We start from the raw sequence: 21,989 nt of genomic DNA on the forward strand, positions 1-21,989 counted from the left end.
GCCGCAAGGTCAAGCGAAAGGGCGGCAGATGAATATCCTGATCCTGGGCGGCGGCGGGCGCGAACATGCGCTGGCCTGGGCCATCCGGCAGAACCCGAAATGCGACCGGCTGATCGTGGCGCCGGGCAATGCCGGGATTGCAGGGGTTGCGGAATGCGCCGCGCTGGATGTCCTGTCGCGCGCGGATGTTCTGGAATTCGCCCAAGAAAACGCCATCGACTTCGTCATCATCGGCCCCGAGGCGCCGCTGGCCGCCGGGGTGTCGGACGCGCTTCGCAATGCGGGCTTCCTCGTCTTTGGTCCCAGCCAGGCCGCCGCGCAGCTGGAAGCCTCCAAGACCTTCACCAAAGAGATCTGTGATGCCTGCGGGGCCCCCACCGCAGGCTGGGCACGCTTCGCCGCCGCCGCGCCCGCCCGCGACCATGTCACCGCCCAGGGCGCACCCATCGTGATCAAGGCCGACGGGTTGGCCGCCGGCAAGGGCGTCACCGTGGCCGAGACGGTCGAACAGGCCCATGCCGCCATCGACGCGATCTTCGACGGCGAATTCGGAGACATGTCGCTGGTGGTCGAGGAGTTCATGGCCGGCGAAGAGGCCAGCTTCTTCATCCTCAGCGACGGCACCGACTGCCTGCCCATCGGCACCGCCCAGGACCACAAGCGCGTGGGCGACGGCGATACCGGACCTAATACCGGCGGAATGGGCGCCTACAGCCCCGCCCCGGTGCTGACACCCGAGCTGCAGGACCAGGTGATGGCGCGGATCGTGCGCCCGACCATCGCCGAGATGGCGCGGCGCGGCATGCCCTTCCAAGGGGTACTTTATGCCGGGCTGATGATCGCGGACGGCCAGGCCCGCCTGGTCGAATACAACGTCCGCTTCGGCGACCCGGAATGCCAGGTGCTGATGATGCGGCTTGGGGGGCAGGCCCTGGACCTGCTTCTGGCCTGCGCCGAGGGGCGCCTGGCGGATGTTCCGGTCACATGGGCCGACGACCATGCCCTGACCGTGGTCATGGCCGCCGAGGGCTATCCCGGCAGCTACGTGAAGGGCACGCCGATCAGGGGCCTGGACGCGCTGCCCGAGACCAGCTTCCAGATGACCTACCACGCCGGCACGGACCTGAAGGACGGCGCGATCGTCGCCACGGGCGGTCGGGTTCTGGCCTGCACCGGACGCGGCGCCACCCTGGCCGAGGCGCATCAGCGCGCCTATCAGCTGGTCGACGCGATCGACTGGCCGCAGGGCTTCTGCCGCCGCGACATCGGCTGGCGCGCGCTCTAGTCCGCATGAAAAGGACCGGCGCGCCCTCGCCCGCCGGTCCCTTTGTCGTTTCTTCGTTGTCGGAAATACCCCCGCCGGAGGCACCCGGACCAATTGCTCCGCGCGACCGTCAACTGGTCGAATAAAGCCCCTCGTAGATCGGCAGCAGCGTGTCCGTTTCGAACAGGCTGCTGACCGAGGTGCCGTTCCAGATGTTCAGGATCGCCTGCGTGAACATCGGCGCGGTGGGCACGATGCGGATGTTGGGCGCGTTCCGCACGGCCTCGGTGGGCTGGATCGAATCGGTGATCACCAGCGACTTCATGACCGACTTCGCCACGCGCTCCACCGCTGGGCCCGACAACACGCCATGGGTGATATAGGCATGAACCTCGGTCGCGCCGTTGTCGGTCAGGACCTGCGCCGCCTTGCACAGCGTGCCGGCCGTGTCGCAGATGTCGTCCACGATGATGCAGGCCTTGCCGGCCACGTCGCCGATCACGGTCATCTCGGCCACTTCGCCGGCCTTTTCGCGGCGCTTGTCCACGATCGACAGGGGCGCGCCGATCCGGGTCGCCAGTTCGCGGGCCCGCGCGACGCCCCCCACGTCCGGCGAGACCACCATCAGGTCGTTCATCCGGCCCTTGAAATGGTGCTGCACATCCAGCGCAAAGACCGGCGCCGCATAGAGGTTGTCCACCGGCACGTCGAAGAAGCCCTGGATCTGGGCGGCATGCAGGTCCAGCGTCAGGACCCGGTCCACGCCCGCCTGCGTCAGCAGGTTCGCCACCAGCTTGGCGCTGATGGGCGTGCGGGCCTTGGCCCGGCGATCCTGGCGGGCGTAGCCGAAATAGGGGATCACCGCCGTGATCCGCGAGGCCGAGGACCGGCGCAGCGCATCGGTGATGACCAACAGCTCCATCAGGTTGTCATTGGCGGGGTTCGAGGTCGGCTGAATGATGTACATGTCCTCGCCGCGGACGTTCTCGTAGACCTCGACGAAGATCTCCTGGTCGTTGAACCGCTCGACGCGGGCGTCCAGAAGGCTGACGCTCATGCCGCGATGCATGGACATGCGCCGCGCGATGGACTGCGCCAGGGGACGGTTGGCGTTTCCGGAAATCAGCTTGGGTTCGGTCATGACGGGCATGGATCGGGGCCTTTGGGGGGTTGCGTCAGATTGCGGATGCCTTAGCACCGGGCTAGCCTGCGGGCAAACCAGAAGGACCGCAGCATGGCGCATATCGACTATTATCTCGGCACGATCAGCCCGTTCAGCTATCTGGCGGGCGATCGCCTGGAAAAGATCGCCGATCGGCACGGCGCGCAGATCACTTACAAGCCCGTGGACCTGATGCAGCTCTTCGACCGCACGGGCGGCATCCGCCCGGCGGACCGCCATGCCAGCCGGATGGAGTATCGCGCGCAGGAATTGCCGCGATGGGCCGAGCATCTGGGCATGCCCCTGAACCTCAAGCCCGCCCATTGGCCGGTGAACATGGCTCCGTCCTCCTATGCGGTCATTGCGGCCCAGCAGGCGGGCGGCGGCGATCTGGGGGGGCTGGTGCAGGGCTTCCTGCGGGCGGTCTGGGCCGAGGAGCGCGACATCAGCGACGACGGCGTCATCCGCGAGATCCTGGCGGCGCATGGCTTCGATCCTGCCCTGGCCGACAAGGGCCTGTTCGTGGGCGCGGAAACCTATGGCCGCAACCTGGAACAGGCGGTCGCCGACGGCGCCTTCGGCGCACCCTTCTATGTCGTGCGCGACAGCGGGCAGCGCTTCTGGGGCCAGGACCGGCTGGACTTCTTGGACCGCCACCTGGCCACCCTATGAGCGGCGTCCACCTTCGGCATTGGCCGGGCGATCCCGATCGTCCGGCGCTGGCGCTGCATTGCATGCTGGGCAGCGGCAGCAGCTGGGGGCCGATCGCCGAGGCGCTTGGGGGCCAGGTGGATTTGCGCGCCTTCGACCTGCCGGGACACGGGCGAAGCGGTGACTGGCAACCCGGCGCGGACGGTCCCGACTATCACACCGCCGTCACGCGCATCGCCGGAAGCTTCATCGAGCGGCCGCTGGACCTGATCGGCCACAGCTTTGGCGCCACGGTCGCGTTGCGCATCGCGGTGGCCGCCCCCGAGGCGGTGCGCAGCCTGACCCTGATCGAGCCGGTGCTGTTCGCCGCCGCACCGGATGCGGCCCAGGATGCGCTGGACGCGCGGATGCAGGCGGCACTGGCAGATGGTCATGCAGAAGAGGCGGCGCAGGGTTTCCTGTCGGTCTGGGGCGACCAGGACTGGGCGGCGCTGCCCGCGCCGATCCAGATGCAGATGACGCGGCAGATCCGCCTGGTGGCGGACACCGGCCCCGCGCTGCGCGACGACAGCGCCCGCATCCTGCGCGACGGCGGGCTGGAGCAGGTCGATGCCCCGGTCCTGCTGATCGCGGGGGCAGAGAGCCCGCGGGTGATCCATGCGATTTCGGATGCGCTGGCGGCCCGGCTGCCGGATGTCGGGCGCGCCACCGTGCCCGGTGCAGGGCACATGCTGCCCCTGACGCATCCGAAGCAGCTTGCAGGCCTGATCGCCGTCAACCTGGAGCGCAGCTGACGGACGCTGCCGGGCAATACCCGACACCCGCGGCCGTTCGGCGACGCCCGCCGCGCCAGCATCAGGTCCGGTGACCGCACTAAGGAAAAGCCCCGGCGAAACACCGGGGCTTTATCAAGACCGGATCGGGTCGATCAGTCGGGAACCGTGGACTGGTTCGGGTCCAGTCCGATATGGGTACCAAGCGCCTGCATGTCGCCCAACAGCTTGACGGCCGCGGTGACGACCTCTTCGCCGACATGTTCGCGACGGTCGGTCGCGCTGCGATGGGCGCGATGGGCGTCCTTCATCATGTCGTTGAAGACCTCCTGCGTGATCTCCTCGCGCGGGTGTCCGCGTTCGGCCAGCAGGCTGACGCTGTCGGCATTGATCTCGGCAAAGCCGCCGGTGACGGCGAATTCGCGCGTGGTGCCATCGGCCCCGACCAGCACGACCATGCCGGGACGCAGGGTCACGATCGCGGGCGCATGGCCGGGCATGGCGGTCAGATCGCCGTCATTGCCCGGCAGGCGCACCTCGCGCACGGGAACGGAGGCGAGGCTCCGTTCCGGCGACACGAGGTCGAACTGCATCGTATCGGCCATGGTGCCCCCTTACGCGGCTTCGGCCGCGAGACGCTGTGCCTTGGCCTTCACGTCCTCGATGTCACCGACCATGTAGAAGGCCGATTCCGGCAGGTGGTCATATTCACCGGCCACGACCGCCTTGAACGAGGCGATGGTCTTTTCCAGCGGGACCTGGATCCCGTCCGAACCGGTGAAGACCTTGGCCACGTCGAAAGGCTGCGACAGGAAGCGCTGGATCTTGCGGGCCCGCGACACGGTCAGCTTGTCGTCTTCCGACAGCTCGTCCATGCCCAGGATCGCGATGATGTCCTGCAGCGACTTGTACTTCTGCAGGATGCCCTGCACGTCGCGCGCCACTTGGTAATGCTCTTCGCCGACAACGGCCGGGTCGAGGATACGGCTGTTCGAGTCCAGCGGGTCCACGGCCGGGTAGATGCCCAGTTCCGAGATCGCACGCGACAGAACCGTCGTGGCGTCCAGGTGGGCGAAGGTCGTGGCGGGCGCCGGGTCGGTCAGGTCGTCGGCCGGAACGTAGACGGCCTGGATCGAGGTGATCGAGCCGTTCTTGGTCGAGGTGATGCGTTCCTGCATCGCGCCCATGTCGGTGGCCAGCGTCGGCTGGTAACCCACGGCGGAGGGGATGCGGCCCAGCAGGGCCGACACTTCCGAACCGGCCTGGGTGAAGCGGAAGATGTTGTCCACGAAGAACAGCACGTCCGTGCCCGAAGCGTCGCGGAACTGCTCGGCCAAGGTCAGGCCGGTCAGGGCGACGCGCATGCGGGCTCCCGGCGGCTCGTTCATCTGGCCGTAGACCAGCGCCACTTTCGACTCCGACAGGTTGTCGGGGACGATCACGCCCGATTCCACCATCTCGTGGTAAAGGTCGTTGCCCTCGCGGGTCCGTTCGCCAACGCCCGCGAACACCGAGTAACCCGAGTGCACCTTGGCGATGTTGTTGATCAGTTCCATGATCAGAACGGTCTTGCCCACGCCGGCGCCGCCGAAGAGGCCGATCTTGCCGCCCTTGGAATAGGGGGCCAGCAGGTCGATGACCTTGATGCCGGTCACCAGGATCTCCGAGCTGGTCGCCTGCGCGGCGAAGTCGGGGGCCTGCTGGTGGATGGCGCGCATGTCGCTGGCGGCCAGGGCGGCGCCCTCGTCCACGGGCTCGCCGACGACGTTCAGGATGCGTCCCAGGGTCACGTCGCCCACCGGCACCGTGATCGGGCCGCCGGTGTCGCTGACGGGCTCGCCGCGGACCAGGCCTTCGGTCGAGTCCATGGCGATGGTGCGGACGGTGTTCTCGCCCAGGTGCTGGGCAACTTCCAGCACCAGCTTCTTGCCGTTGTTGTGGGTTTCCAGCGCGTTCAGGATCGCCGGAAGGTGGCTGTCGAACTGCACGTCGACGACGGCGCCGATCACCTGCGTGATTTTACCAGTGGCCTCTGCCATGTTGTCACCTCTGCGTTACGGTCAGAGCGCCTCGGCGCCCGAAATGATTTCGATGAGTTCCTTGGTGATCGCAGCCTGACGCGAGCGGTTGTACTCGGTCGTCAGTCGGTCGATCATGTCGCCCGCGTTGCGCGTGGCGTTGTCCATGGCACTCATCCGCGCGCCCTGTTCGGACGCCGCATTTTCCAGAAGCGCCGCAAAGATCTGCGTCGCGACCGACCGCGGCAGCAGGTCGGTCAGCAGCTCTTCCTCGCCGGGCTCGTATTCATAGAGCGAATTCACCGGCGCCGCGCCCTCGGGCACTTCGGCAGGGATGACCTGCTTGGCGGTCGGGATCTGGCTGATCACCGACTCGAAGCGGTTGTAGAAGATCGTCGCCACGTCGAAATCGCCGGCATCGAAGCGGGCCAGAACCTCGTCGGTGATGGCGCGGGCATTGTCATAGCCCACGCGCTTGACCTCGGACAGATCGACGTGATGCACGAACAGGCTGCCGTAATCACGCTTGAGCTGCTCGCGGCCCTTCTTGCCGACGGTCAGGATCGCCACGTCCTTGCCTTGGCCGCGCAGCCGCTCGGCATGCTGGCGGGCCAGCTTGACGATCGAGCTGTTGAAGCCGCCGGCCAGGCCGCGCTCGGCGGTCATGACCACCAGCAGGTGACGCTGATCGCCGCCCGTCCCGGCCAGCAGACGGGGCGCGCCCGACTGGCCCGCCGCATTCGCGGTCAGGCCGGCCATGACGGCCGCCATGCGGTCGGCATAGGGGCGCGCGGCTTCCGCCGCCTCCTGCGCACGGCGCAGCTTGGCGGCGGCGACCATCTGCATCGCCTTGGTGATCTTCCGCGTGTTCTTGACGCTTCCGATCCGGTTCTTGAGATCCTTGAGACTGGGCATCTATTCCCCCTCTCAGGCGCGGGTGCGGTTGTATTCGTCCAGCACCGCCTTGATCGAGGCTTCCAGATCGCCCGAGACCTTGCGGTCGTTGCGGGTCATGTCGTCCAGCAGGTCCGACTTCTGGCTGCGCAGGAACTGGATCAGGCCGTCTTCCCAGGCCACGATATCGCGCACGGGCACGCTGTCGATATAGCCCTTGGTGCCGGCATAGATCACGATCACGATCTCGGCGTTGGTCAGCGGACGGTACTGCGGCTGCTTCATCAGCTCGGTCAGGCGGGCACCGCGGTTCAGCAGGCGCTGCGTGGCGGCATCCAGGTCCGAACCGAACTGGGCAAAGGCCGCCATCTCGCGGTACTGCGCCAGTTCCAGCTTCACGGGGCCGGCGACCGACTTCATCGCCTTGGTCTGTGCGGCCGAACCCACGCGGCTGACCGACAGACCGGTGTTCACCGCCGGGCGGATGCCCTGGAAGAACAGTTCGGTTTCCAGGAAGATCTGGCCGTCGGTGATCGAGATCACGTTGGTCGGAATATAGGCCGACACGTCGCCCGCCTGCGTCTCGATGATCGGCAGCGCGGTCAGCGAGCCGGCGCCATTGGCCTCGTTCAGCTTTGCCGAACGCTCCAGCAGGCGCGAGTGCAGGTAGAACACGTCGCCCGGATAGGCTTCGCGTCCGGGCGGACGGCGCAGCAGCAGCGACATCTGGCGGTAGGCCACGGCCTGCTTGGACAGGTCGTCATAGATGATCAGCGCATCCATGCCGTTGTCGCGGAAGTATTCGCCGATCGCGGTGCCCGAATAGGGCGCCAGGAACTGCATCGGCGCCGGGTCGGACGCGGTAGCGGCCACGACGGTCGTGTAGGCCATGGCGCCGGTTTCTTCCAGCTTCTTGACCAGCTGGGCGACGGTCGAGCGCTTCTGACCCACTGCGACATAGATGCAGTGCAGGGTCTTCATGCCCTCGGCCTCGCGGCCGTTGTAGTTCTGCTGGTTCAGGATCGTGTCCAGCGCGATGGCGGTCTTGCCGGTTTGGCGGTCGCCGATGATCAGCTCGCGCTGGCCGCGGCCGACCGGGATCATGGCGTCGACCGACTTGAGGCCCGTCGCCATCGGTTCATGGACCGATTTGCGGGGCATGATGCCCGGCGCCTTGACGTCGGCCACGCGACGCTCGGTCGTCTCGATCGGGCCCTTGCCGTCGATCGGGTTGCCCAGGCCGTCCACGACGCGGCCCAGCAGGGCCTTGCCGACCGGAACGTCCACGATCGAGCGCGTGCGCTTGACGGTGTCGCCTTCCTTGATCGTGCGGTCGTCGCCGAAGATCACGATACCGACGTTGTCGGTCTCGAGGTTCAGCACCATGCCGCGGACGCCGCCGGGGAATTCCACCATCTCGCCGGCCTGGACCTTGTCCAGACCGTAGACACGAGCGATCCCGTCACCGACGGACAGCACCTGGCCGACTTCGGCAACCTCGGCATCCTGGCCGAAGTTCTTGATCTGCTCCTTGAGGATCGCCGAAATCTCGGCAGCCTGGATTCCCATTATCCGACCTCTTTCATGACATTCTGCAGGGAAGCGAGCTTCGAGCGGACCGAGCTGTCGATCATCTTCGAGCCCAACTTGACAATCATGCCGCCGATGAGGGTCTCATCGACGCGCGTGTTCAGCTTGACCGTCTTGCCCGATTTCTCGGCCAGGGTCTGTTTCAGGCGTTCCTGCTGCTCGTCGCTCAGCGCGATGGCGCTGGTGACGTCAGCGGTGATCTCGCCGCGCTCGGTCGCGATCAGGTCGGCCAGGCGGCTGGTCAGCTGCGGCAGGACGAACAGGCGACGGTTCCGGGCCATCAGCTGCAGCGTGTTCGACAGGACCGGCGACAGCTTCATCTTCGCGGCCAGCGCGGCGATGGCGCGGGACTGCTGGTCGCGGGAATAAAGCGGGCTGGCGATCAGGTCGCGCAGGTCCGCGCTGTCCTTCAGCGCGGCATCCAGATCGGCGGTCTGCCGGGCCAGGGCATCAAGCCCCCCATCTTCCTTCGTGATGTCGAAGACGGCCTGCGCATAGCGTCCGGCGATGCTCTGGGACATGGAAACAGAGTTGGCCACGGTCATCCTTTACGGTTTGCGCAAACCCCGCTGGCGGGCCGGGCTGCTGCCTGGTCTGTCGCGGGGTGCGGGTCGCAGTCGCACGGCTTATGGAGGGTCGTGCGGAAATCTGCGGCGTCTCTAGCAGGTGATTTCGTGCCCGGCAACCTACAAGGGCAAGGAAACGCGGGCCTTTGCGACAATCGGCGCAGGTTGCGTGAAACCAGTAACAAGCAGCGCTAACATTGCGGCTGAAGCGGGTTCCCCCCTGTGGCCGGATGACGCATGTCGCGGGCCAAGGCGCCTGGTCCCGACGCCTGTCGGCAGGCCGAACCGACTCAGTCCCCGCCACCGCCGGCGCGCCGGACCGGGGCGCTTTTCGGGCGCGGGCGCGTGACCCCGTCCAGGATTTCCCGTGGGCTTGGCACATGGATCCGGATGCCAGGCCCGACCGGCGCGCGGGTCTGCTTGGACAGCTCCACCAGGATGACCCCCGCGATCAGCACCCGGCTGATCCGCGCGCCGGCCCGTTCCCAGAACTGCGCGCTGCGCAGCCAGAAGCGCCGGTCCGAGGGCGGGATGTAGATGGCCGAGCCGTGCCATTCGGGCATCAGCCCCGCGGCCCGCATCTGCTGCTCGATCTGGCCCGTGGTATAGGCGCGGCCAAAGCCGAAGGGCGTCCGGTCGCTGGCCGCCCAGAGGCCCGCCCGGTTCGGCACCATCATCATCATGCGCCCCCCCGGCCCCAGGCAGCGCCATGCTTCGGCCAGGAGTTCGCGGGGATGATCGCTGGTCTCCAGCCCGTGCAGCATCACCAGTCGGTCGATGCTGCCCGTCTCGATCGGCCAGGCCGCCTCGTCGCAGAGGACCGAGTGGTTGGGCATCCCGGCGGGCCAGCCCAGCACCCCCTGCGGTCCCGGCATCAGCGCGGTGACGCGTCGTGCATGGGCCAGGTAGGGCCGCAGCATCGGCGCCGCAAAGCCGAAACCCGCGACGGTCATCCCGGTGGTGCCGGCGGGCGCCCAACGCGCTGTCAGCCGGTCGCGCAGGATCCGCTGCACCACCCGCCCCAGGGAACGCTGGTAATAGAAATGCCGCAACTGATCGATGTCGTGATGCATTGCGCCCCGGTTCGGCTTTTGACAGGCTCAGATCACCACAAGGGGAGGGATTTGCCAATGCCGCTGGACCTGGTCACGCTGCGCTGTCTCAAGGACAACTATGCCTATCTGCTGCATGGCGAGGCCGGCACGGTGCTGATCGACGCCCCCGAGGCCATGCCGATTCTGACGGAACTGAACGCGCGGGGCTGGGGCCTGGACGCGATCCTGCTGACCCATCACCATGACGACCACATCCAGGCGGTCCCCGAGATCGTCGCCGCCACGGGTGCCCGGGTAATCGGTGCGGATACCGATGCGCATCGCCTGCCGCCGCTGGATCTGCGCGTCCGCCCCCACGAGCCGCTGGAGGTTTTGGGCGAGGCGGTCGAGGTGATCGACGTGTCGGGCCATACGGTGGGTCATGTCGCCTTCCACTTTCCCGACAGCCGCATGGCCTTTACCGCCGACAGCCTGATGGCGATGGGCTGCGGGCGGCTGTTCGAGGGCGATCCGGCCATGATGTGGGACAGCCTGACGCGGCTGAACGCCCTGCCCGGCGGTACCCTGATCTGTTCCGGGCATGATTATTGCAGCGGGAATGGGGCGTTCGCCCTGTCGGTCGATCCCGACAATGCGGCGCTGCACGACCGGCTGGCGGCGATCCAGGAAGCGCGCGAACCCTGCGCCCCGGCCACGCTGGAGCAGGAACGGGCCACAAATCCGTTCCTGCGCATTCCGGAGCTGCGGGACGGCCTGGGCCTGGCCGGCGCCAGCGATGCCGAAGTCTTTGCCCGGCTGCGCCGGATGAAGGACGAATTCTAGACGCTGCGGCCGTTCCGCGACACCCGGCCGCGGAGCCTGTTCCCCTGGCGCTTGAAATCCGGGCGCTGCGACATCACATCTGCCTCAACCGTTGGAAATTCGTGGCACCTGTCAGAAAAAGCACTTGATGCCGGCGGAAATCCACCAAATCTTAAAGCTATCATGACAGTCTGGGCAGGTGGGCCAAGAATGGGTCCCATACCGCCAGCCGACTGACAGGAGACGACCGTGCCAAGTTTCTCGACCTCCCTGGAACAGGCCATTCACCAAGCGCTCGCGCTGGCGAACGAACATCGACACGAGCTTGCGACGCTGGAGCATCTGCTGCTGGCCCTGACCGAGGAACCCGATGCGGTCAAGGTCATGCGGGCCTGCAACGTCGATCTGGAAGAGCTGCGCAAGACGCTGATCGAGTTCATCGAGGATGACCTGTCGACCCTCATCACCGATGTCGACGGCTCCGAAGCGGTGCCGACGGCGGCTTTCCAGCGCGTGATCCAGCGCGCGGCCATCCACGTGCAAAGCTCGGGTCGGCAGGAGGTGACGGGCGCGAACGTGCTGGTCGCAATCTTTGCCGAACGGGAATCGAACGCGGCCTTCTTCCTGCAGGAAATGGACATGACCCGTTACGACGCGGTCAACTTCATCGCGCATGGCGTGGCCAAGAACCCCAGCTTCAACGAGCCGCGCAAGGTGGCAGGTTCGGACGAGCCGGTCGAACAGACCAAGGCCGAGGCCGCGCAGGATGCCAAGGACGAAACCGCGCTTGGCAAATATTGCGTGGATTTGAACCAGAAGTCCAAGAAGGGCGACATCGACCCGCTGATCGGCCGAGAGGCCGAGGTCGAGCGTGCCATCCAGGTCCTCTGCCGCCGGCGCAAGAACAACCCGCTGCTGGTGGGCGACCCGGGCGTGGGCAAGACCGCGATCGCCGAGGGTCTGGCGCTGAAGATCACGCGCGGCGAGACGCCCGACGTCCTGGCCGGGGCCACGATCTTTTCGCTGGACATGGGCGCGCTGCTGGCAGGCACCCGCTATCGCGGCGACTTCGAGGAGCGCCTGAAGGCCGTGGTCAAGGAACTGGAGGCGCATCCCGATGCGATCCTGTTCATTGACGAGATCCACACCGTGATCGGTGCGGGCGCGACCTCGGGCGGGGCGATGGACGCCTCAAACCTGCTGAAACCCGCACTGGCGGGCGGCAAGCTGCGCTGCATGGGGTCCACCACCTATAAGGAGTATCGCCAGCATTTCGAAAAGGACCGCGCGCTCAGCCGCCGGTTCCAGAAGATCGACGTGAACGAGCCTTCGGTTCCGGACACCATCAAGATCCTGATGGGGCTGAAGCCGCATTTCGAAAAGCATCACGACCTGCGCTATACCAACGACGCGATCAAGTCGGCGGTGGAACTGGCCAGCCGCTACATCAACGACCGCAAGCTGCCCGACAGCGCCATCGACGTGATCGACGAGGCGGGGGCGGCCCAGCATCTGGTGGCCGAAAGCAAGCGGCGCAAGACCATCAGCCCCAAGGAGATCGAGGCCGTGGTGGCCAAGATCGCCCGCATTCCGCCCAAGAACGTCAGCAAGAACGATGCCGAGGTTCTGCGCGACCTGCAGGCCTCGCTCAAGCGGGTGGTCTTTGGTCAGGACAATGCCATCGAGACGCTCTCCAGCGCGATCAAGCTGGCCCGCGCCGGGCTGCGCGAACCGGAAAAGCCGATCGGCAACTATCTCTTTGCCGGGCCGACCGGGGTGGGCAAGACCGAGGTGGCCAAGCAGCTGGCGACGACGCTTGGGGTGGAACTGCTGCGCTTTGACATGTCGGAATACATGGAGAAGCATGCGGTCAGCCGCCTGATCGGCGCGCCTCCGGGCTATGTCGGCTTTGATCAGGGCGGATTGCTGACCGATGGTGTCGACCAGCACCCGCATTGCGTCCTGCTGCTGGACGAAATCGAGAAGGCGCATCCGGATGTCTACAACATCCTGCTGCAGATCATGGATGCGGGCCGCCTGACCGACCACAACGGCCGCCAGGTGGACTTCCGCAACGTGATCCTGATCATGACCTCGAACGCAGGGGCCGCGGATCAGGCAAAGGCGGCGATCGGCTTTGGCCGGGACCGGCGCGAGGGCGAGGATACGGCCGCCATCGAGCGGACCTTCACGCCCGAATTCCGCAACCGCTTGGACGCGATTATCAGCTTTGCCCCGCTGTCACGCGAGGTGGTCGTCCACGTGGTCGAGAAGTTCGTGCTGCAGCTGGAGGCGCAGCTGATGGACCGCAATGTCCATATCGAACTGACCCCGGAAGCCGCCGACTGGCTGGCCGAAAAGGGCTATGACGATCGCATGGGCGCCCGCCCGCTTGGCCGGGTGATCCAGGAATACATCAAGAAGCCCCTGGCCGAGGAACTGCTGTTCGGCGGCCTGACCAAGGGCGGGGTGGTGCGCGTGAAAATCGAGGATGACAAGCCCGCCTTCGACATCACCGGTCCTGACGCTCCGCGGATCGGCAAGTCCAAGACCCCGCTGCTGACGGCGGAGTAACGCAAGACCCATGAAGGTTTGGAAGCCCCGCCCTGACCGGCGGGGCTTTTGCATATGGGTAGCTTGGGGATGCAGCTACAGGTTCATAACTGAGCCAGCGCTATCAAGTGCGACGTTGGAACGGACATCCCGCCCGACCAACTTGGATAGATTAAAAGACGCGGGCCGTGCCAATCCCTGCTCGGTCATCGCCATTTGTTGCAACCCTGAGCCACGCCCAATCGGTTGCCGGCCCGTAGGTCCGCTGAAGACCTAAGCCCCGTCCAAGAGCACCGGCCTCTCTCAAACCAGAAGCGCCGGAATCAAGCCGCGCAGGGCGTTCCCGCAATAGAGCGTCCCTTCCGCCAGATCCGACAGCTGCAGGTGCGCTTCCTGCGCGCGGCCCTGCATCAGCAGGCTCTGGCGCAGCACCCCTGGAAGCAGGCCGCAGGCCAGCGGCGGCGTCAGCAGCGCGCCGCCCCGGTCCAGAAAAATGCTTGTGATGGTGCCTTCGCAGAGTTCGTCCATTTGGTTCAGGAGCAGCGCCTCGTCGACCCCTGCGGGCAACGCCTGACGCACATGATCATAGACCGGGCGATGCGAGCTTTTGATGGAGAGCCAGGGATCACCCGCCTGCAGCCGCCGGTCCGAGATGATCACCCGCCAGAGAGGAGGGTTGGGCGGCAGCGGGGCATGGGTCACCTCGATCCGGCCGCTGGCATCCACCGCCAGGCGGGCGCGCAGCAGCTGACCTGCGGGCAGCCGGGACAGCGCCTCTTGCGCCAAGGCCTCGTCCAGCGGAAAACCGACTGCCGCGCAGCCGTTCCGCAGCCGCGCCAGGTGCAGGGGCCACAGCGCGATCTGGCCGTCCGGCTCGCGGCGCATCGTCTCGAAGACGGTCAGATTGTCGGGAATGCGCCCAAGAATGCGGACTTGCACAGCGCCTCCTCCCATTCGGACCCGGCTTCGCTGTCATGCACGATGCCGCCGCCGACATTCAGCCGCAAGCGCCCCGGGGCGATCATCCAGGGCGAGCGAATCGCGACATTGAACCGCATCGGCCCGGCCGGATCGACCCAGCCGATGGCGCCGCAATAAACCTCCCGCGGGGCCGCCTCCAGTTCCGCGATGATCTGCATCGACCGGATCTTGGGCGCCCCGGTGATCGAGCCGCAGGGAAAGAGCGCGCCCAAGATCTGCGCAAGCCCGACCCCCGGCACCAGCTGGCCGCGGACGGTCGAGACCATCTGGTGCACCGTGGCATAGCGTTCGATATGGAACAGCTGGGGGACATGGACGCTGCCCGGCCGGCAGATGCGGCTGATGTCGTTGCGAAGAAGATCGACGATCATCAGGTTCTCGGCGCGGTTCTTTTCCGACTGCTGCAGCGCCTGCGCGGCGGCGTCGTCCTCGGCCAGGGTGGCGGCGCGGGCAGCAGTTCCCTTCATCGGGCGCGTTTCGATGACGCCCTGATGATCCACCGCGAAGAACAGCTCGGGGCTGCGGGATAGAACGACCGGCCCGCCCAGGTCCACGAAGGCCCCCTCGCCCACCGGCTGTCGGGCGGCCAGGGCGGCGTAAAGGGCCCGCGGATCGCCGGTGACCTCCGCCTCCAGCGGAAAGGTCAGGTTGATCTGGTAGGTGTCGCCGGCCGCGATATAGGCATGCACGGCCGCGATGGCCGCGTCATAGCGCGCCCGGTCCCACAGCGGGCGCAGCCGGCCAAAGCTGACGCCCTGCGGTGCCGGAAGCGGCGGCGCGGGACGCGGGCCGTCGAAGACCCCCATCAGGATCAGCGGCATCTGCCGGTCGGGGGGCATCAGCTCGGCCAGGCGCGGGGTCAGCGCGTGACCCAGTTCATAGGACAGAGAGCCGGCCAGCCACATGCCGCGGGCCTGCGCCGCCTGCAGGGCCGCCAGGGCGGGGCCGACCTCTTCGGGCGTATCGGCGCGGATCACGCTCTGCGGGTGCGCGAATTCCGTCCCGCCCGGCAGCGGGCCGGTGTCGAACCGGATCAGCCCGTTCATGTTCTGGCCTTCTGCTTGCCGGCCTTGATCTTTGCGGCCAAGTCTCTGGCCACGGCGAAGGCACCCTTGATCCGTTCGGCATCCGAAGAAAACTCGCGCCGCAGGACGACCTTGTTGTCGGTGACCTTGGCGGTGCCGCGCTCCTCGGACAGGAATTCGACCAGGCCGGCAGGCTCGGGGAACTTGTCGAGGTGGAACTGGACGGTGATCCCCTTGGGCCCCGCGTCCAGCTTTGAGATGTTGGCGCGCTTGGCCATGGCCTTGATGCGGATGACCAAGAGCAGCGTGTTCACCTCGCGCGGCAAGGGCCCGAAGCGGTCGATCAGCTCGGCCGCGAAACCCTCCAGCTCGACCTTGGTTGTCAGCTCGGCCAGGCGGCGATAGAGGCCAAGGCGGACGTCCAGGTCGGGGATATAGCTTTCCGGAATCGTCACCGGCACGCCCAGGTTCAGCTGCGGCGCCCATTCATCCTCGGGCGTGCCCTCCAGCTCGCCCGACTTCAGCTTGGCGATCGTCTCCTCCAGCATCTGCTGGTACAGCTCGAATCCGACTTCCTTGATATGGCCCGACTGCTCCTCGCCCAGCAGGTTGCCGGCGCCGCGCAGGTCCATGTCCTGGCTGGCCAGGTTGAAGCCCGCCCCCAGCCCGTCGATCGAACCCAGGAACTTCAGCCGCCGCATCGCCTGAGGGGTCAGCGGCTGGCGCGGCTTGGTCGTCAGATAGCAATAGGCCCGTGCCTTGGACCGCCCCACCCGGCCCCGGATCTGGTAAAGCTGCGCCAGGCCGAACATGTCCGCCCGCCAGATGACCATGGTGTTCGCGGTCGGGATATCCAGCCCCGATTCGACGATGGTCGTGGCCAGCAGCACGTCATGGCTGCCGTCGTAAAAGGCGTTCATGCGCTGATCCAGGTCGCCTGCCGCCAGCTGGCCATGGGCCACGATATAGGACAGCTCGGGCATGTTCTCGGTCAGCCAATGCTCGACATCGGGCAGGTCGGTCAGGCGCGGAACGACAAAGAACGACTGCCCGCCGCGGTATTTCTCGCGCAGCAGCGCCTCGCGGATGGTGACGCTGTCGAATTCGCTGACATATGTGCGGATCGCCAGGCGGTCGACGGGCGGCGTGCCGATCACCGACAGGTCGCGCACGCCGGTCAGGGACAGCTGCAGCGTGCGGGGGATGGGCGTGGCGGTCAAGGTCAGGACGTGGATGTCGCTGCGCAACTCCTTCAGGCGCTCCTTGTGGGCGACGCCGAAATGCTGCTCCTCGTCGATGATCAGGAGGCCGAGGTTCTTGAAGCGGATGCCCTTGGCCAGCACGGCATGGGTGCCCACGACGATATCGACGCTGCCATCGGTCAGCCCGGTGCGGGTGGCATTGGCATCCTTGGCGCTGACGAAACGCGACAGCGGGCGGACGGTGATCGCCGTGCCGCGAAAGCGTTCAACAAAGCTGCGGTAATGCTGGCGGGCCAGCAGCGTCGTCGGCGCCACGACCGCCACCTGCATCCCCTGGGATGCGGCGATGAAGGCCGCGCGCATCGCCACCTCGGTCTTGCCAAAGCCCACGTCGCCCACCACCAGCCGGTCCATCGGGCGACCGGCGGCCAGATCCTCGGCCACGTCCTCGATCGCGGCCAGCTGGTCGTCGGTCTCGCTGTAGGGGAAGCGGGCGGCGAACTGCTGCCAGTCGTGCTCCTCGGGCTCCAGCACGGGCGCGGGTCGCAACAGGCGTTCGGCCGCGACGCGCATCAGCTTGTCGGCGATCAGCTTGATGCGTTCCTTGAGCCGCGCCTTGCGGGCCTGCCAAGCCCCGCCGCCAAGGCGGTCCAAAAGGCCCTCCTCGTGGCCGTAGCGCGACAGCAGCTCGATATTCTCGACCGGCAGATAGAGGCGGTCGCCGCCTGCATATTCCAGCGCCACGCAGTCATGCGGCACCTTCATCGCCATGATCGTCTCGATCCCGGTATAGCGGCCGATGCCATGTTCCACATGGACGACCAGATCGCCGGGCGACAGGGTCTGGGTGTCCTTCAGGAAGTTCTCGGCCTTGCGGCGCTTCTTCGCGCCCCGGATCAGCCGGTCGCCCAGCACGTCCTGTTCCGAGATGACGGCGATGCGGCCAAGCGCCGTTCCCTCCGCCACGAAGCCCTCGTCCAGCGGCCAGACCGCCAGGCCAAGCGCGCCGGGCTGATCAGGCAGGTCGCGCAAATCGCCGATGGGCGCGGCGCCGGTCAGGCCTTCATCCTTCAGCAGCCCCGCCAGCCGTTCGCGTGCCCCGTCCGAAAAGCTGGCGATGACGACCCGGTGGGTCTTGGCCAGCGCCTTCACATGGCCCGCCAGCGCGCTGAACAGGTTGATCGTCTCGGCCTGCCGCTCGGGCGCGAAATTCCGGCCCGGCCGCCCGCCCGCGTCCAGCACGCCGGGGCCGGGCGGCTGGTTCAGGACCGACAGGCGCAGCACCCGATGCGGGGCCAGCCAGCCCGCCCATTCCGCCTCGGTCGGGAACATCGCATTGGGCGGCACGGGCTTGTAGACGGTATCGGCCCGCCCCTTGGCCGCCATCGCGGCGCAGCGGGCGTCGAACTGTTCGCGGATCATCAGGCGGCGCGCGTCGATCACCTGGCCCAGATGGTCGTCCAGCACCACCGAGGCGCCGGGCAGATAGTCGAACAGGCTTTCCATCCGGTCATGGAACCAGGGCAGCCAATGCTCCATCCCCGCCGTCTTGCGGCCGGCACTGACGCTTTCGTAAAGCGGGTCATTGGTCCCACCCCCGTATTCCGTCCGATAGCTCTGGCGGAAGCGGGTGATCGACGGCTCGTCCAGGATCACCTCGGACATGGGCGCAAGCTCGATCCGCGACAGCTTTTCGGTGGTACGCTGGGTGGCCGCGTCGAAACGCCGCGCCCCATCCAGCACGTCGCCGAACAGGTCCAGCCGGATCGGCCCGGCTTCGCCCGGCGGAAAGATGTCGATGATGCCGCCGCGAATGGCATAGTCGCCCGGATCGGTCACCGTCGGGCTCTGGACAAAGCCCATGCGCACCAGGAACTCGCGCAGGGCCGCCTCGTCGATGCGGTCGCCCACGCGGGCGGTGAAGGCGGTCCGGGCCACCAGGTCGCGCGCCGGCAGACGCTGCAAGACGGCGTTCAGCGTGGTCAGCAGGACAAAGGGGCCCTTGATCGCCCCCTGCGCCAGCCCGGCCAGCGTGGCCATGCGCGCCGCCTGAATCTCGGGCGCGGGCGAGACGCGGTCATAGGGGGTCGTGTCCCAGGCCGGAAAGTCCAGCACCGCCAGCTGCGGAGCCAGAAAGGCCAGGGCCGCGCGTGTGGCGGCCATGCGGCGGTCGTCGCGGGCGATGTGGATCACCGGCGCGCCACGGTTTTCGGGACGCGCCGCCTCGCGCGCGATCAGCGCCGCGTCATAGCCTTCGGGCGCACCGGAAAGGATCAGCTGGTCGGACATGAGCCGTCAGGTATAGGGCCGCGCCGCGAAGTCAAGCGCCTCACAGCCCGTTGGGATGCATGATGGCCCACAGCGTCCCCCAAAGCACCGTCAGCGCGATCGCGACCATCGACATCAGCGTGACCCAACGGCGGTGCCAGGACATCAGATGCACCGCCCGCGCGGCCACCTGCGACAGCTCCATCTGCCCGTCCTGCGCCGCCTCGACCAGCGGGACCAGGCGTCGCGCCAGCCGGATGCGCATCCAGAACAGCAGCCAGAAGGGCACCAGCAACAGCACCATCGCCTGCGCCATTTCCAGCCAGAAGACAAAGCCCAGCACCGCCAGCGAGCTCAGAAGGAAGCTGGTGACCGCCAGGAAAAGCGCCCCCTCGCGCGTGTCCAGCTGCCAGCGCGGCAGGACCAGCGACAGCCAGTCCAGCAGCGTGATGACGGCGGCGCCCTCGGCCTGTCCCGCGGCCTGTGCGGCGCTGGCGCGGGCCAGCACCTCGGTCGGCACGCCCAGCACACTGCGGCCGGTGGCGGACCACATGCCCACCAGCGCCAGCCAGTACCAGATCGTCATGAAAGACCGGCTGTCCAGAAGCCCGATCAGGCTGTTGACTTGCGGCACTGGCAGTTCCTTGTCCTTGGCTGCCGGCGACCTTAGAACGGGTTTTGACCAAGGGAAAGCCGCCCGGTTGTCCCAGCTGCCGTCCCATTTGCAGGAGGCCCCATGGCCAGCCCGATCATTGCCCCCTTTCCCGCCTCGCGCCTGCGCCGGCTGCGCCGCAACGCCAATATCCGCGCCATGGTGTCGGAAACGAACCTGACGCCCGCGAACCTGATCTGGCCGATTTTCGTGACCGAAGTGGCGGGCGCCGAGGGCGAGATCGCCTCGATGCCGGGCGTGGAGCGACTGACGCTGGACGGCGCGAAACGCGCGGCCGAACGCGCCGCACGGCTGAACATCCCCGCCATCTGCATCTTTCCGCATTCCGACCAGTCCAGCCGGACCGAGGGATGCGAGCGGGCCTGGGACCCCGACAACATCGGCAACCTGGCCATCCGCGCCGTCAAGGAGACCGTGCCCGAACTGGCGGTCATGACCGACATCGCGCTGGACCCCTACAACGCCAACGGCCATGACGGGCTGGTCGTGGACGGAGAGATCCTGAACGACGAGACGGTCGAGGCGCTGGTCCGCATGGCGCTGGTGCAGGCGGAATGCGGCGCCGACATCCTGGGGCCAAGCGACATGATGGACGGCCGCATCGCCGCCCTGCGCACAGCCTTGGAGCGCGAGGGCCACAAGCATGTGGCGATCCTCTCTTATGCCGCGAAATTCGCCAGCGCCTTCTATGGTCCGTTCCGCGATGCGGTGGGCGCCTCGGGGCGGCTGGTGGGCGACAAGAAGACCTATCAGATCAACCCGGCCAACCGGGGCGAGGCGATCCGCTGCGTCGCCCGCGACCTGGCCGAAGGCGCCGACATGGTCATGGTCAAGCCGGGCATGCCCTATCTGGACATCTGCCGGGCGGTGAAGGACGAATTCGGCGCGCCGACATTCGCCTATCAGGTCAGTGGCGAATACGCGATGATCGAGGGCGCGATCCGCAACGGCTGGCTGTCGCGGGACGCCATGGTGGAAAGCCTACTGGGCTTCCGCCGCGCCGGCTGCGACGGGGTGCTGAGCTATTTCGCGCCCACGGTGGCCGAGATGCTGGCGTGACCGGGCCCGCTGACCTATCCTGCGCCCCAACGGGCCGGTAAAAGTCCCGATCACCGACACGAGGCGACAGATGACCAAATTCACGATGACGCGCCGCAACCTGCTGGCATCGGGCGGCGCTGCGATGCTGGCCGCCGGCTGCACCAATGCGGTGGGCACCAATGGCGCGGCGCAGCTGGATGCGCGCGTCGACCAGACCCAGCAATACCTGGTCGGCACCTATCCGGCCGCCGCCCCGCTGGTGCAGAACGCTCGCGGCGTCCTTTACATGCCGCTGATGACCGAGGCCGCCCTTGGCTTTGGCGGCGCCTATGGCCAAGGCGCGCTGCGGATCGGCGGGCAGTCGGTCGATTACTATTCCGCCACCCGCGCCACGGTGGGCCTGCAGGCCGGCGCGCAGCAATATGCCCATGTGCTGATCTTCCAGACGGACGAGGCGCTTGGCGCCTTCCGCGCCGCGCCGGGCTGGGTCGCCGGGGCGGGCGCGTTCTACGCGATCCCGGCCGGCGGGATGGCCGTGGGGACCGACACCTTCTCGGCCCAGTTCCCGGTGGTGGCGATGATCTTCGGCCAGTCCGGCCTGATGGCCGGCGCCGCGATCGAGGGCACGAAATACAACCGCATCATCCCCTCGACCCTGCCGCAGATCAGCTTTGGCTCGCTCGGCCTGCCGCCGATGGGCGCGCCTGCCTGATCCCTTAGCCCCGGCGGGTCGGGCCGGCTGTCCCCGGCAGCAGCGCTCCGGCCCGGGCCCGCGCCACGCCGATGACCAGCGCGGCCTCGAAGCCGCCCTGGACCTGGGTGACCTGGGCAAAGGCCCCCTCGCCTGCCCTGCGCGCGATCCCGTCGCGGTCGTTGAAGATCTGGCCGCGGGTCGAGCCCCGCGCATAGGCCGGCAGCTGCCGGAACACCGCCCGGCTGAAGCGGTCGGGAAAGAACATCTGCCCCGTCACCAGACCCTGCCGGTCCAGCAGGACCTTGAAATGCACATGGGCCGTGCGGCCCCGGTACCAGCCGGGCCAGATCGTCCGAAAGGCCACCCGCCCCGCCTGGTTGGTCATCTGCGACCCCCGCAGGAAGGTCTGTCCGCTGAGGTCGCCCTCGGCCTGGCCGGGATAGCCGCTGTAATTGCCCTGCGCGTCGCAATGCCAGACATCGACCCGCGCGCCCTCGATCGGCCGGCAGGCGGCGTCCACGACCTGCAGGCGCATGGCCAGCGGATGGCCCGGCTTGTCCTCGCTGATGTCGCTGCGCAGCAGGCGCGGGTCGAAATAAAATGGGCCCTCGGTCGTCTCGGGCATCAGGCGGCAGACATGGGTGGCAATCAACTGGGCCTCTGCCGCGTCCTGCGCCAGGGCCCGCCCCACCGCGCCGATGCCCAGGACCGAGGGCGCCGCAGCGGCCAGGGCCTTCAAAAGATCGCGTCGGTCCAGCATGAGGCACCTTCCGGCTGA

At 67.2% G+C, this 21,989-nt stretch carries 19 protein-coding genes; 7 read left to right on the top strand and 12 right to left on the bottom strand.

The window, feature by feature from the left end:
- Positions 1–28 precede the first annotated feature (28 nt).
- Positions 29–1,285, top strand: coding sequence for a phosphoribosylamine--glycine ligase (gene purD / locus ACNR9W_RS12610; protein WP_419269018.1), 1,257 nt, complete (start codon positions 29–31; stop codon positions 1,283–1,285).
- A 109-nt stretch (positions 1,286–1,394) separates the two neighbouring features.
- Here the strand turns inward: purD and ACNR9W_RS12615 are convergent, their stop codons facing one another.
- The gene (locus tag ACNR9W_RS12615; protein ID WP_419269019.1) at positions 1,395–2,414 is read right to left on the bottom strand and encodes a ribose-phosphate pyrophosphokinase; all 1,020 of its coding nucleotides are present in this window, start codon (positions 2,412–2,414) and stop codon (positions 1,395–1,397) included.
- 84 nt (positions 2,415–2,498) lie between these two features.
- Here ACNR9W_RS12615 and ACNR9W_RS12620 point away from each other — a divergent pair, with 84 nt between their 5' ends.
- Together ACNR9W_RS12620 and ACNR9W_RS12625 are read left to right on the top strand one after the other, a co-directional pair.
- On the top strand, positions 2,499–3,098 hold the full coding sequence (locus tag ACNR9W_RS12620) for a 2-hydroxychromene-2-carboxylate isomerase (RefSeq protein ID WP_419269021.1): 600 nt from the start codon (positions 2,499–2,501) through the stop codon (positions 3,096–3,098).
- Positions 3,095–3,871, top strand: coding sequence for an alpha/beta fold hydrolase (locus tag ACNR9W_RS12625; RefSeq protein ID WP_419269022.1), 777 nt, complete (start codon positions 3,095–3,097; stop codon positions 3,869–3,871). The genes ACNR9W_RS12620 and ACNR9W_RS12625 overlap by 4 nt, the downstream gene beginning before the upstream one ends.
- A 134-nt stretch (positions 3,872–4,005) precedes the next feature.
- Here the strand turns inward: ACNR9W_RS12625 and ACNR9W_RS12630 are convergent, their stop codons facing one another.
- From ACNR9W_RS12630 to ACNR9W_RS12655, 6 genes are all read right to left on the bottom strand, one after another.
- Entirely contained in the window at positions 4,006–4,455 is a 450-nt protein-coding gene (locus tag ACNR9W_RS12630; RefSeq protein WP_419269023.1) for a F0F1 ATP synthase subunit epsilon, read from the bottom strand.
- A 9-nt stretch (positions 4,456–4,464) separates the two neighbouring features.
- Positions 4,465–5,889 carry a F0F1 ATP synthase subunit beta gene (gene atpD, locus ACNR9W_RS12635; RefSeq protein WP_419269024.1) on the bottom strand — a complete coding sequence of 475 codons (1,425 nt, stop codon included), beginning with the start codon at positions 5,887–5,889 and terminating at the stop codon, positions 4,465–4,467.
- Positions 5,890–5,910: 21 nt separating this feature from the next.
- Positions 5,911–6,783: a F0F1 ATP synthase subunit gamma gene (locus ACNR9W_RS12640; protein ID WP_419269026.1), complete on the bottom strand. Its 873-nt coding sequence runs from the start codon at positions 6,781–6,783 to the stop codon at positions 5,911–5,913.
- 12 nt (positions 6,784–6,795) lie between these two features.
- On the bottom strand, positions 6,796–8,331 hold the full coding sequence (gene atpA, locus ACNR9W_RS12645; protein WP_419269027.1) for a F0F1 ATP synthase subunit alpha: 1,536 nt from the start codon (positions 8,329–8,331) through the stop codon (positions 6,796–6,798).
- Positions 8,331–8,897 (bottom strand): F0F1 ATP synthase subunit delta, encoded by a 567-nt coding sequence (locus ACNR9W_RS12650; RefSeq protein ID WP_419269028.1) that lies wholly within the window; start codon positions 8,895–8,897, stop codon positions 8,331–8,333. Before ACNR9W_RS12650 ends, atpA begins: the two co-directional genes overlap by 1 nt.
- A gap of 311 nt (positions 8,898–9,208) precedes the next feature.
- Positions 9,209–9,991: a methyltransferase domain-containing protein gene (locus tag ACNR9W_RS12655; protein ID WP_419269029.1), complete on the bottom strand. Its 783-nt coding sequence runs from the start codon at positions 9,989–9,991 to the stop codon at positions 9,209–9,211.
- 57 nt (positions 9,992–10,048) lie between these two features.
- Here ACNR9W_RS12655 and gloB point away from each other — a divergent pair, with 57 nt between their 5' ends.
- Positions 10,049–10,795 carry a hydroxyacylglutathione hydrolase gene (gloB, locus tag ACNR9W_RS12660; protein WP_419269030.1) on the top strand — a complete coding sequence of 249 codons (747 nt, stop codon included), beginning with the start codon at positions 10,049–10,051 and terminating at the stop codon, positions 10,793–10,795.
- A 228-nt stretch (positions 10,796–11,023) separates the two neighbouring features.
- Complete coding sequence (clpA, locus tag ACNR9W_RS12665) at positions 11,024–13,348, top strand: ATP-dependent Clp protease ATP-binding subunit ClpA (RefSeq protein ID WP_419269031.1); 2,325 nt, start codon at positions 11,024–11,026, stop codon at positions 13,346–13,348.
- 282 nt (positions 13,349–13,630) lie between these two features.
- Here clpA and ACNR9W_RS12670 read toward each other — a convergent pair whose 3' ends face one another.
- Genes ACNR9W_RS12670 through ACNR9W_RS12685 form a run of 4 tightly spaced genes read right to left on the bottom strand, consistent with a single transcriptional unit; the run spans position 13,631 to position 19,437 of the window.
- A complete protein-coding gene (locus ACNR9W_RS12670) occupies positions 13,631–14,266 on the bottom strand; it encodes an aminotransferase class IV family protein (protein WP_419269032.1) in 636 nt (211 codons plus the stop codon).
- A complete protein-coding gene (locus tag ACNR9W_RS12675; RefSeq protein WP_419269034.1) occupies positions 14,227–15,354 on the bottom strand; it encodes an aminodeoxychorismate synthase component I in 1,128 nt (375 codons plus the stop codon). The genes ACNR9W_RS12670 and ACNR9W_RS12675 overlap by 40 nt, the downstream gene beginning before the upstream one ends.
- Positions 15,351–18,824, bottom strand: a complete 3,474-nt coding sequence (gene mfd / locus ACNR9W_RS12680; RefSeq protein ID WP_419269035.1) for a transcription-repair coupling factor — start codon at positions 18,822–18,824, stop codon at positions 15,351–15,353. The genes ACNR9W_RS12675 and mfd overlap by 4 nt, the downstream gene beginning before the upstream one ends.
- Before the next feature lie 40 nt (positions 18,825–18,864).
- A complete protein-coding gene (locus ACNR9W_RS12685) occupies positions 18,865–19,437 on the bottom strand; it encodes a hypothetical protein (protein WP_419269036.1) in 573 nt (190 codons plus the stop codon).
- Between the two features lie 102 nt (positions 19,438–19,539).
- On the opposite strand from ACNR9W_RS12685, the gene hemB reads away from it, so the two are divergent.
- Together hemB and ACNR9W_RS12695 are read left to right on the top strand one after the other, a co-directional pair.
- Positions 19,540–20,535, top strand: a complete 996-nt coding sequence (gene hemB, locus ACNR9W_RS12690) for a porphobilinogen synthase (RefSeq protein WP_419269037.1) — start codon at positions 19,540–19,542, stop codon at positions 20,533–20,535.
- A 70-nt stretch (positions 20,536–20,605) separates the two neighbouring features.
- Positions 20,606–21,229: a lipid-binding SYLF domain-containing protein gene (locus ACNR9W_RS12695; RefSeq protein WP_419269038.1), complete on the top strand. Its 624-nt coding sequence runs from the start codon at positions 20,606–20,608 to the stop codon at positions 21,227–21,229.
- Positions 21,230–21,233: 4 nt separating this feature from the next.
- Here the strand turns inward: ACNR9W_RS12695 and ACNR9W_RS12700 are convergent, their stop codons facing one another.
- Positions 21,234–21,971: an intradiol ring-cleavage dioxygenase gene (locus ACNR9W_RS12700; RefSeq protein WP_419269040.1), complete on the bottom strand. Its 738-nt coding sequence runs from the start codon at positions 21,969–21,971 to the stop codon at positions 21,234–21,236.
- Positions 21,972–21,989: the final 18 nt, after the last annotated feature.

This window comes from Paracoccus sp. T5, assembly GCF_048538155.2.
Taxonomy (GTDB): domain Bacteria; phylum Pseudomonadota; class Alphaproteobacteria; order Rhodobacterales; family Rhodobacteraceae; genus Paracoccus.

Excerpts from the sequence above, each read along its gene's own strand:
- ACNR9W_RS12640 (WP_419269026.1), bottom strand. The coding sequence starts at position 6,783 with ATGCCCAGTCTCAAGGATCTCAAGAACCGGATCGGAAGCGTCAAGAAC.
- purD (WP_419269018.1), top strand. The coding sequence starts at position 29 with ATGAATATCCTGATCCTGGGCGGCGGCGGGCGCGAACATGCGCTGGCC.
- ACNR9W_RS12650 (WP_419269028.1), bottom strand. The coding sequence starts at position 8,897 with ATGACCGTGGCCAACTCTGTTTCCATGTCCCAGAGCATCGCCGGACGC.
- ACNR9W_RS12625 (WP_419269022.1), top strand. The coding sequence starts at position 3,095 with ATGAGCGGCGTCCACCTTCGGCATTGGCCGGGCGATCCCGATCGTCCG.
- mfd (WP_419269035.1), bottom strand. The coding sequence starts at position 18,824 with ATGTCCGACCAGCTGATCCTTTCCGGTGCGCCCGAAGGCTATGACGCG.
- atpA (WP_419269027.1), bottom strand. The coding sequence starts at position 8,331 with ATGGGAATCCAGGCTGCCGAGATTTCGGCGATCCTCAAGGAGCAGATC.
- gloB (WP_419269030.1), top strand. The coding sequence starts at position 10,049 with ATGCCGCTGGACCTGGTCACGCTGCGCTGTCTCAAGGACAACTATGCC.
- hemB (WP_419269037.1), top strand. The coding sequence starts at position 19,540 with ATGGCCAGCCCGATCATTGCCCCCTTTCCCGCCTCGCGCCTGCGCCGG.
- ACNR9W_RS12615 (WP_419269019.1), bottom strand. The coding sequence starts at position 2,414 with ATGCCCGTCATGACCGAACCCAAGCTGATTTCCGGAAACGCCAACCGT.
- ACNR9W_RS12700 (WP_419269040.1), bottom strand. The coding sequence starts at position 21,971 with ATGCTGGACCGACGCGATCTTTTGAAGGCCCTGGCCGCTGCGGCGCCC.
- ACNR9W_RS12655 (WP_419269029.1), bottom strand. The coding sequence starts at position 9,991 with ATGCATCACGACATCGATCAGTTGCGGCATTTCTATTACCAGCGTTCC.
- ACNR9W_RS12695 (WP_419269038.1), top strand. The coding sequence starts at position 20,606 with ATGACCAAATTCACGATGACGCGCCGCAACCTGCTGGCATCGGGCGGC.
- ACNR9W_RS12675 (WP_419269034.1), bottom strand. The coding sequence starts at position 15,354 with ATGAACGGGCTGATCCGGTTCGACACCGGCCCGCTGCCGGGCGGGACG.
- ACNR9W_RS12620 (WP_419269021.1), top strand. The coding sequence starts at position 2,499 with ATGGCGCATATCGACTATTATCTCGGCACGATCAGCCCGTTCAGCTAT.
- atpD (WP_419269024.1), bottom strand. The coding sequence starts at position 5,889 with ATGGCAGAGGCCACTGGTAAAATCACGCAGGTGATCGGCGCCGTCGTC.
- ACNR9W_RS12630 (WP_419269023.1), bottom strand. The coding sequence starts at position 4,455 with ATGGCCGATACGATGCAGTTCGACCTCGTGTCGCCGGAACGGAGCCTC.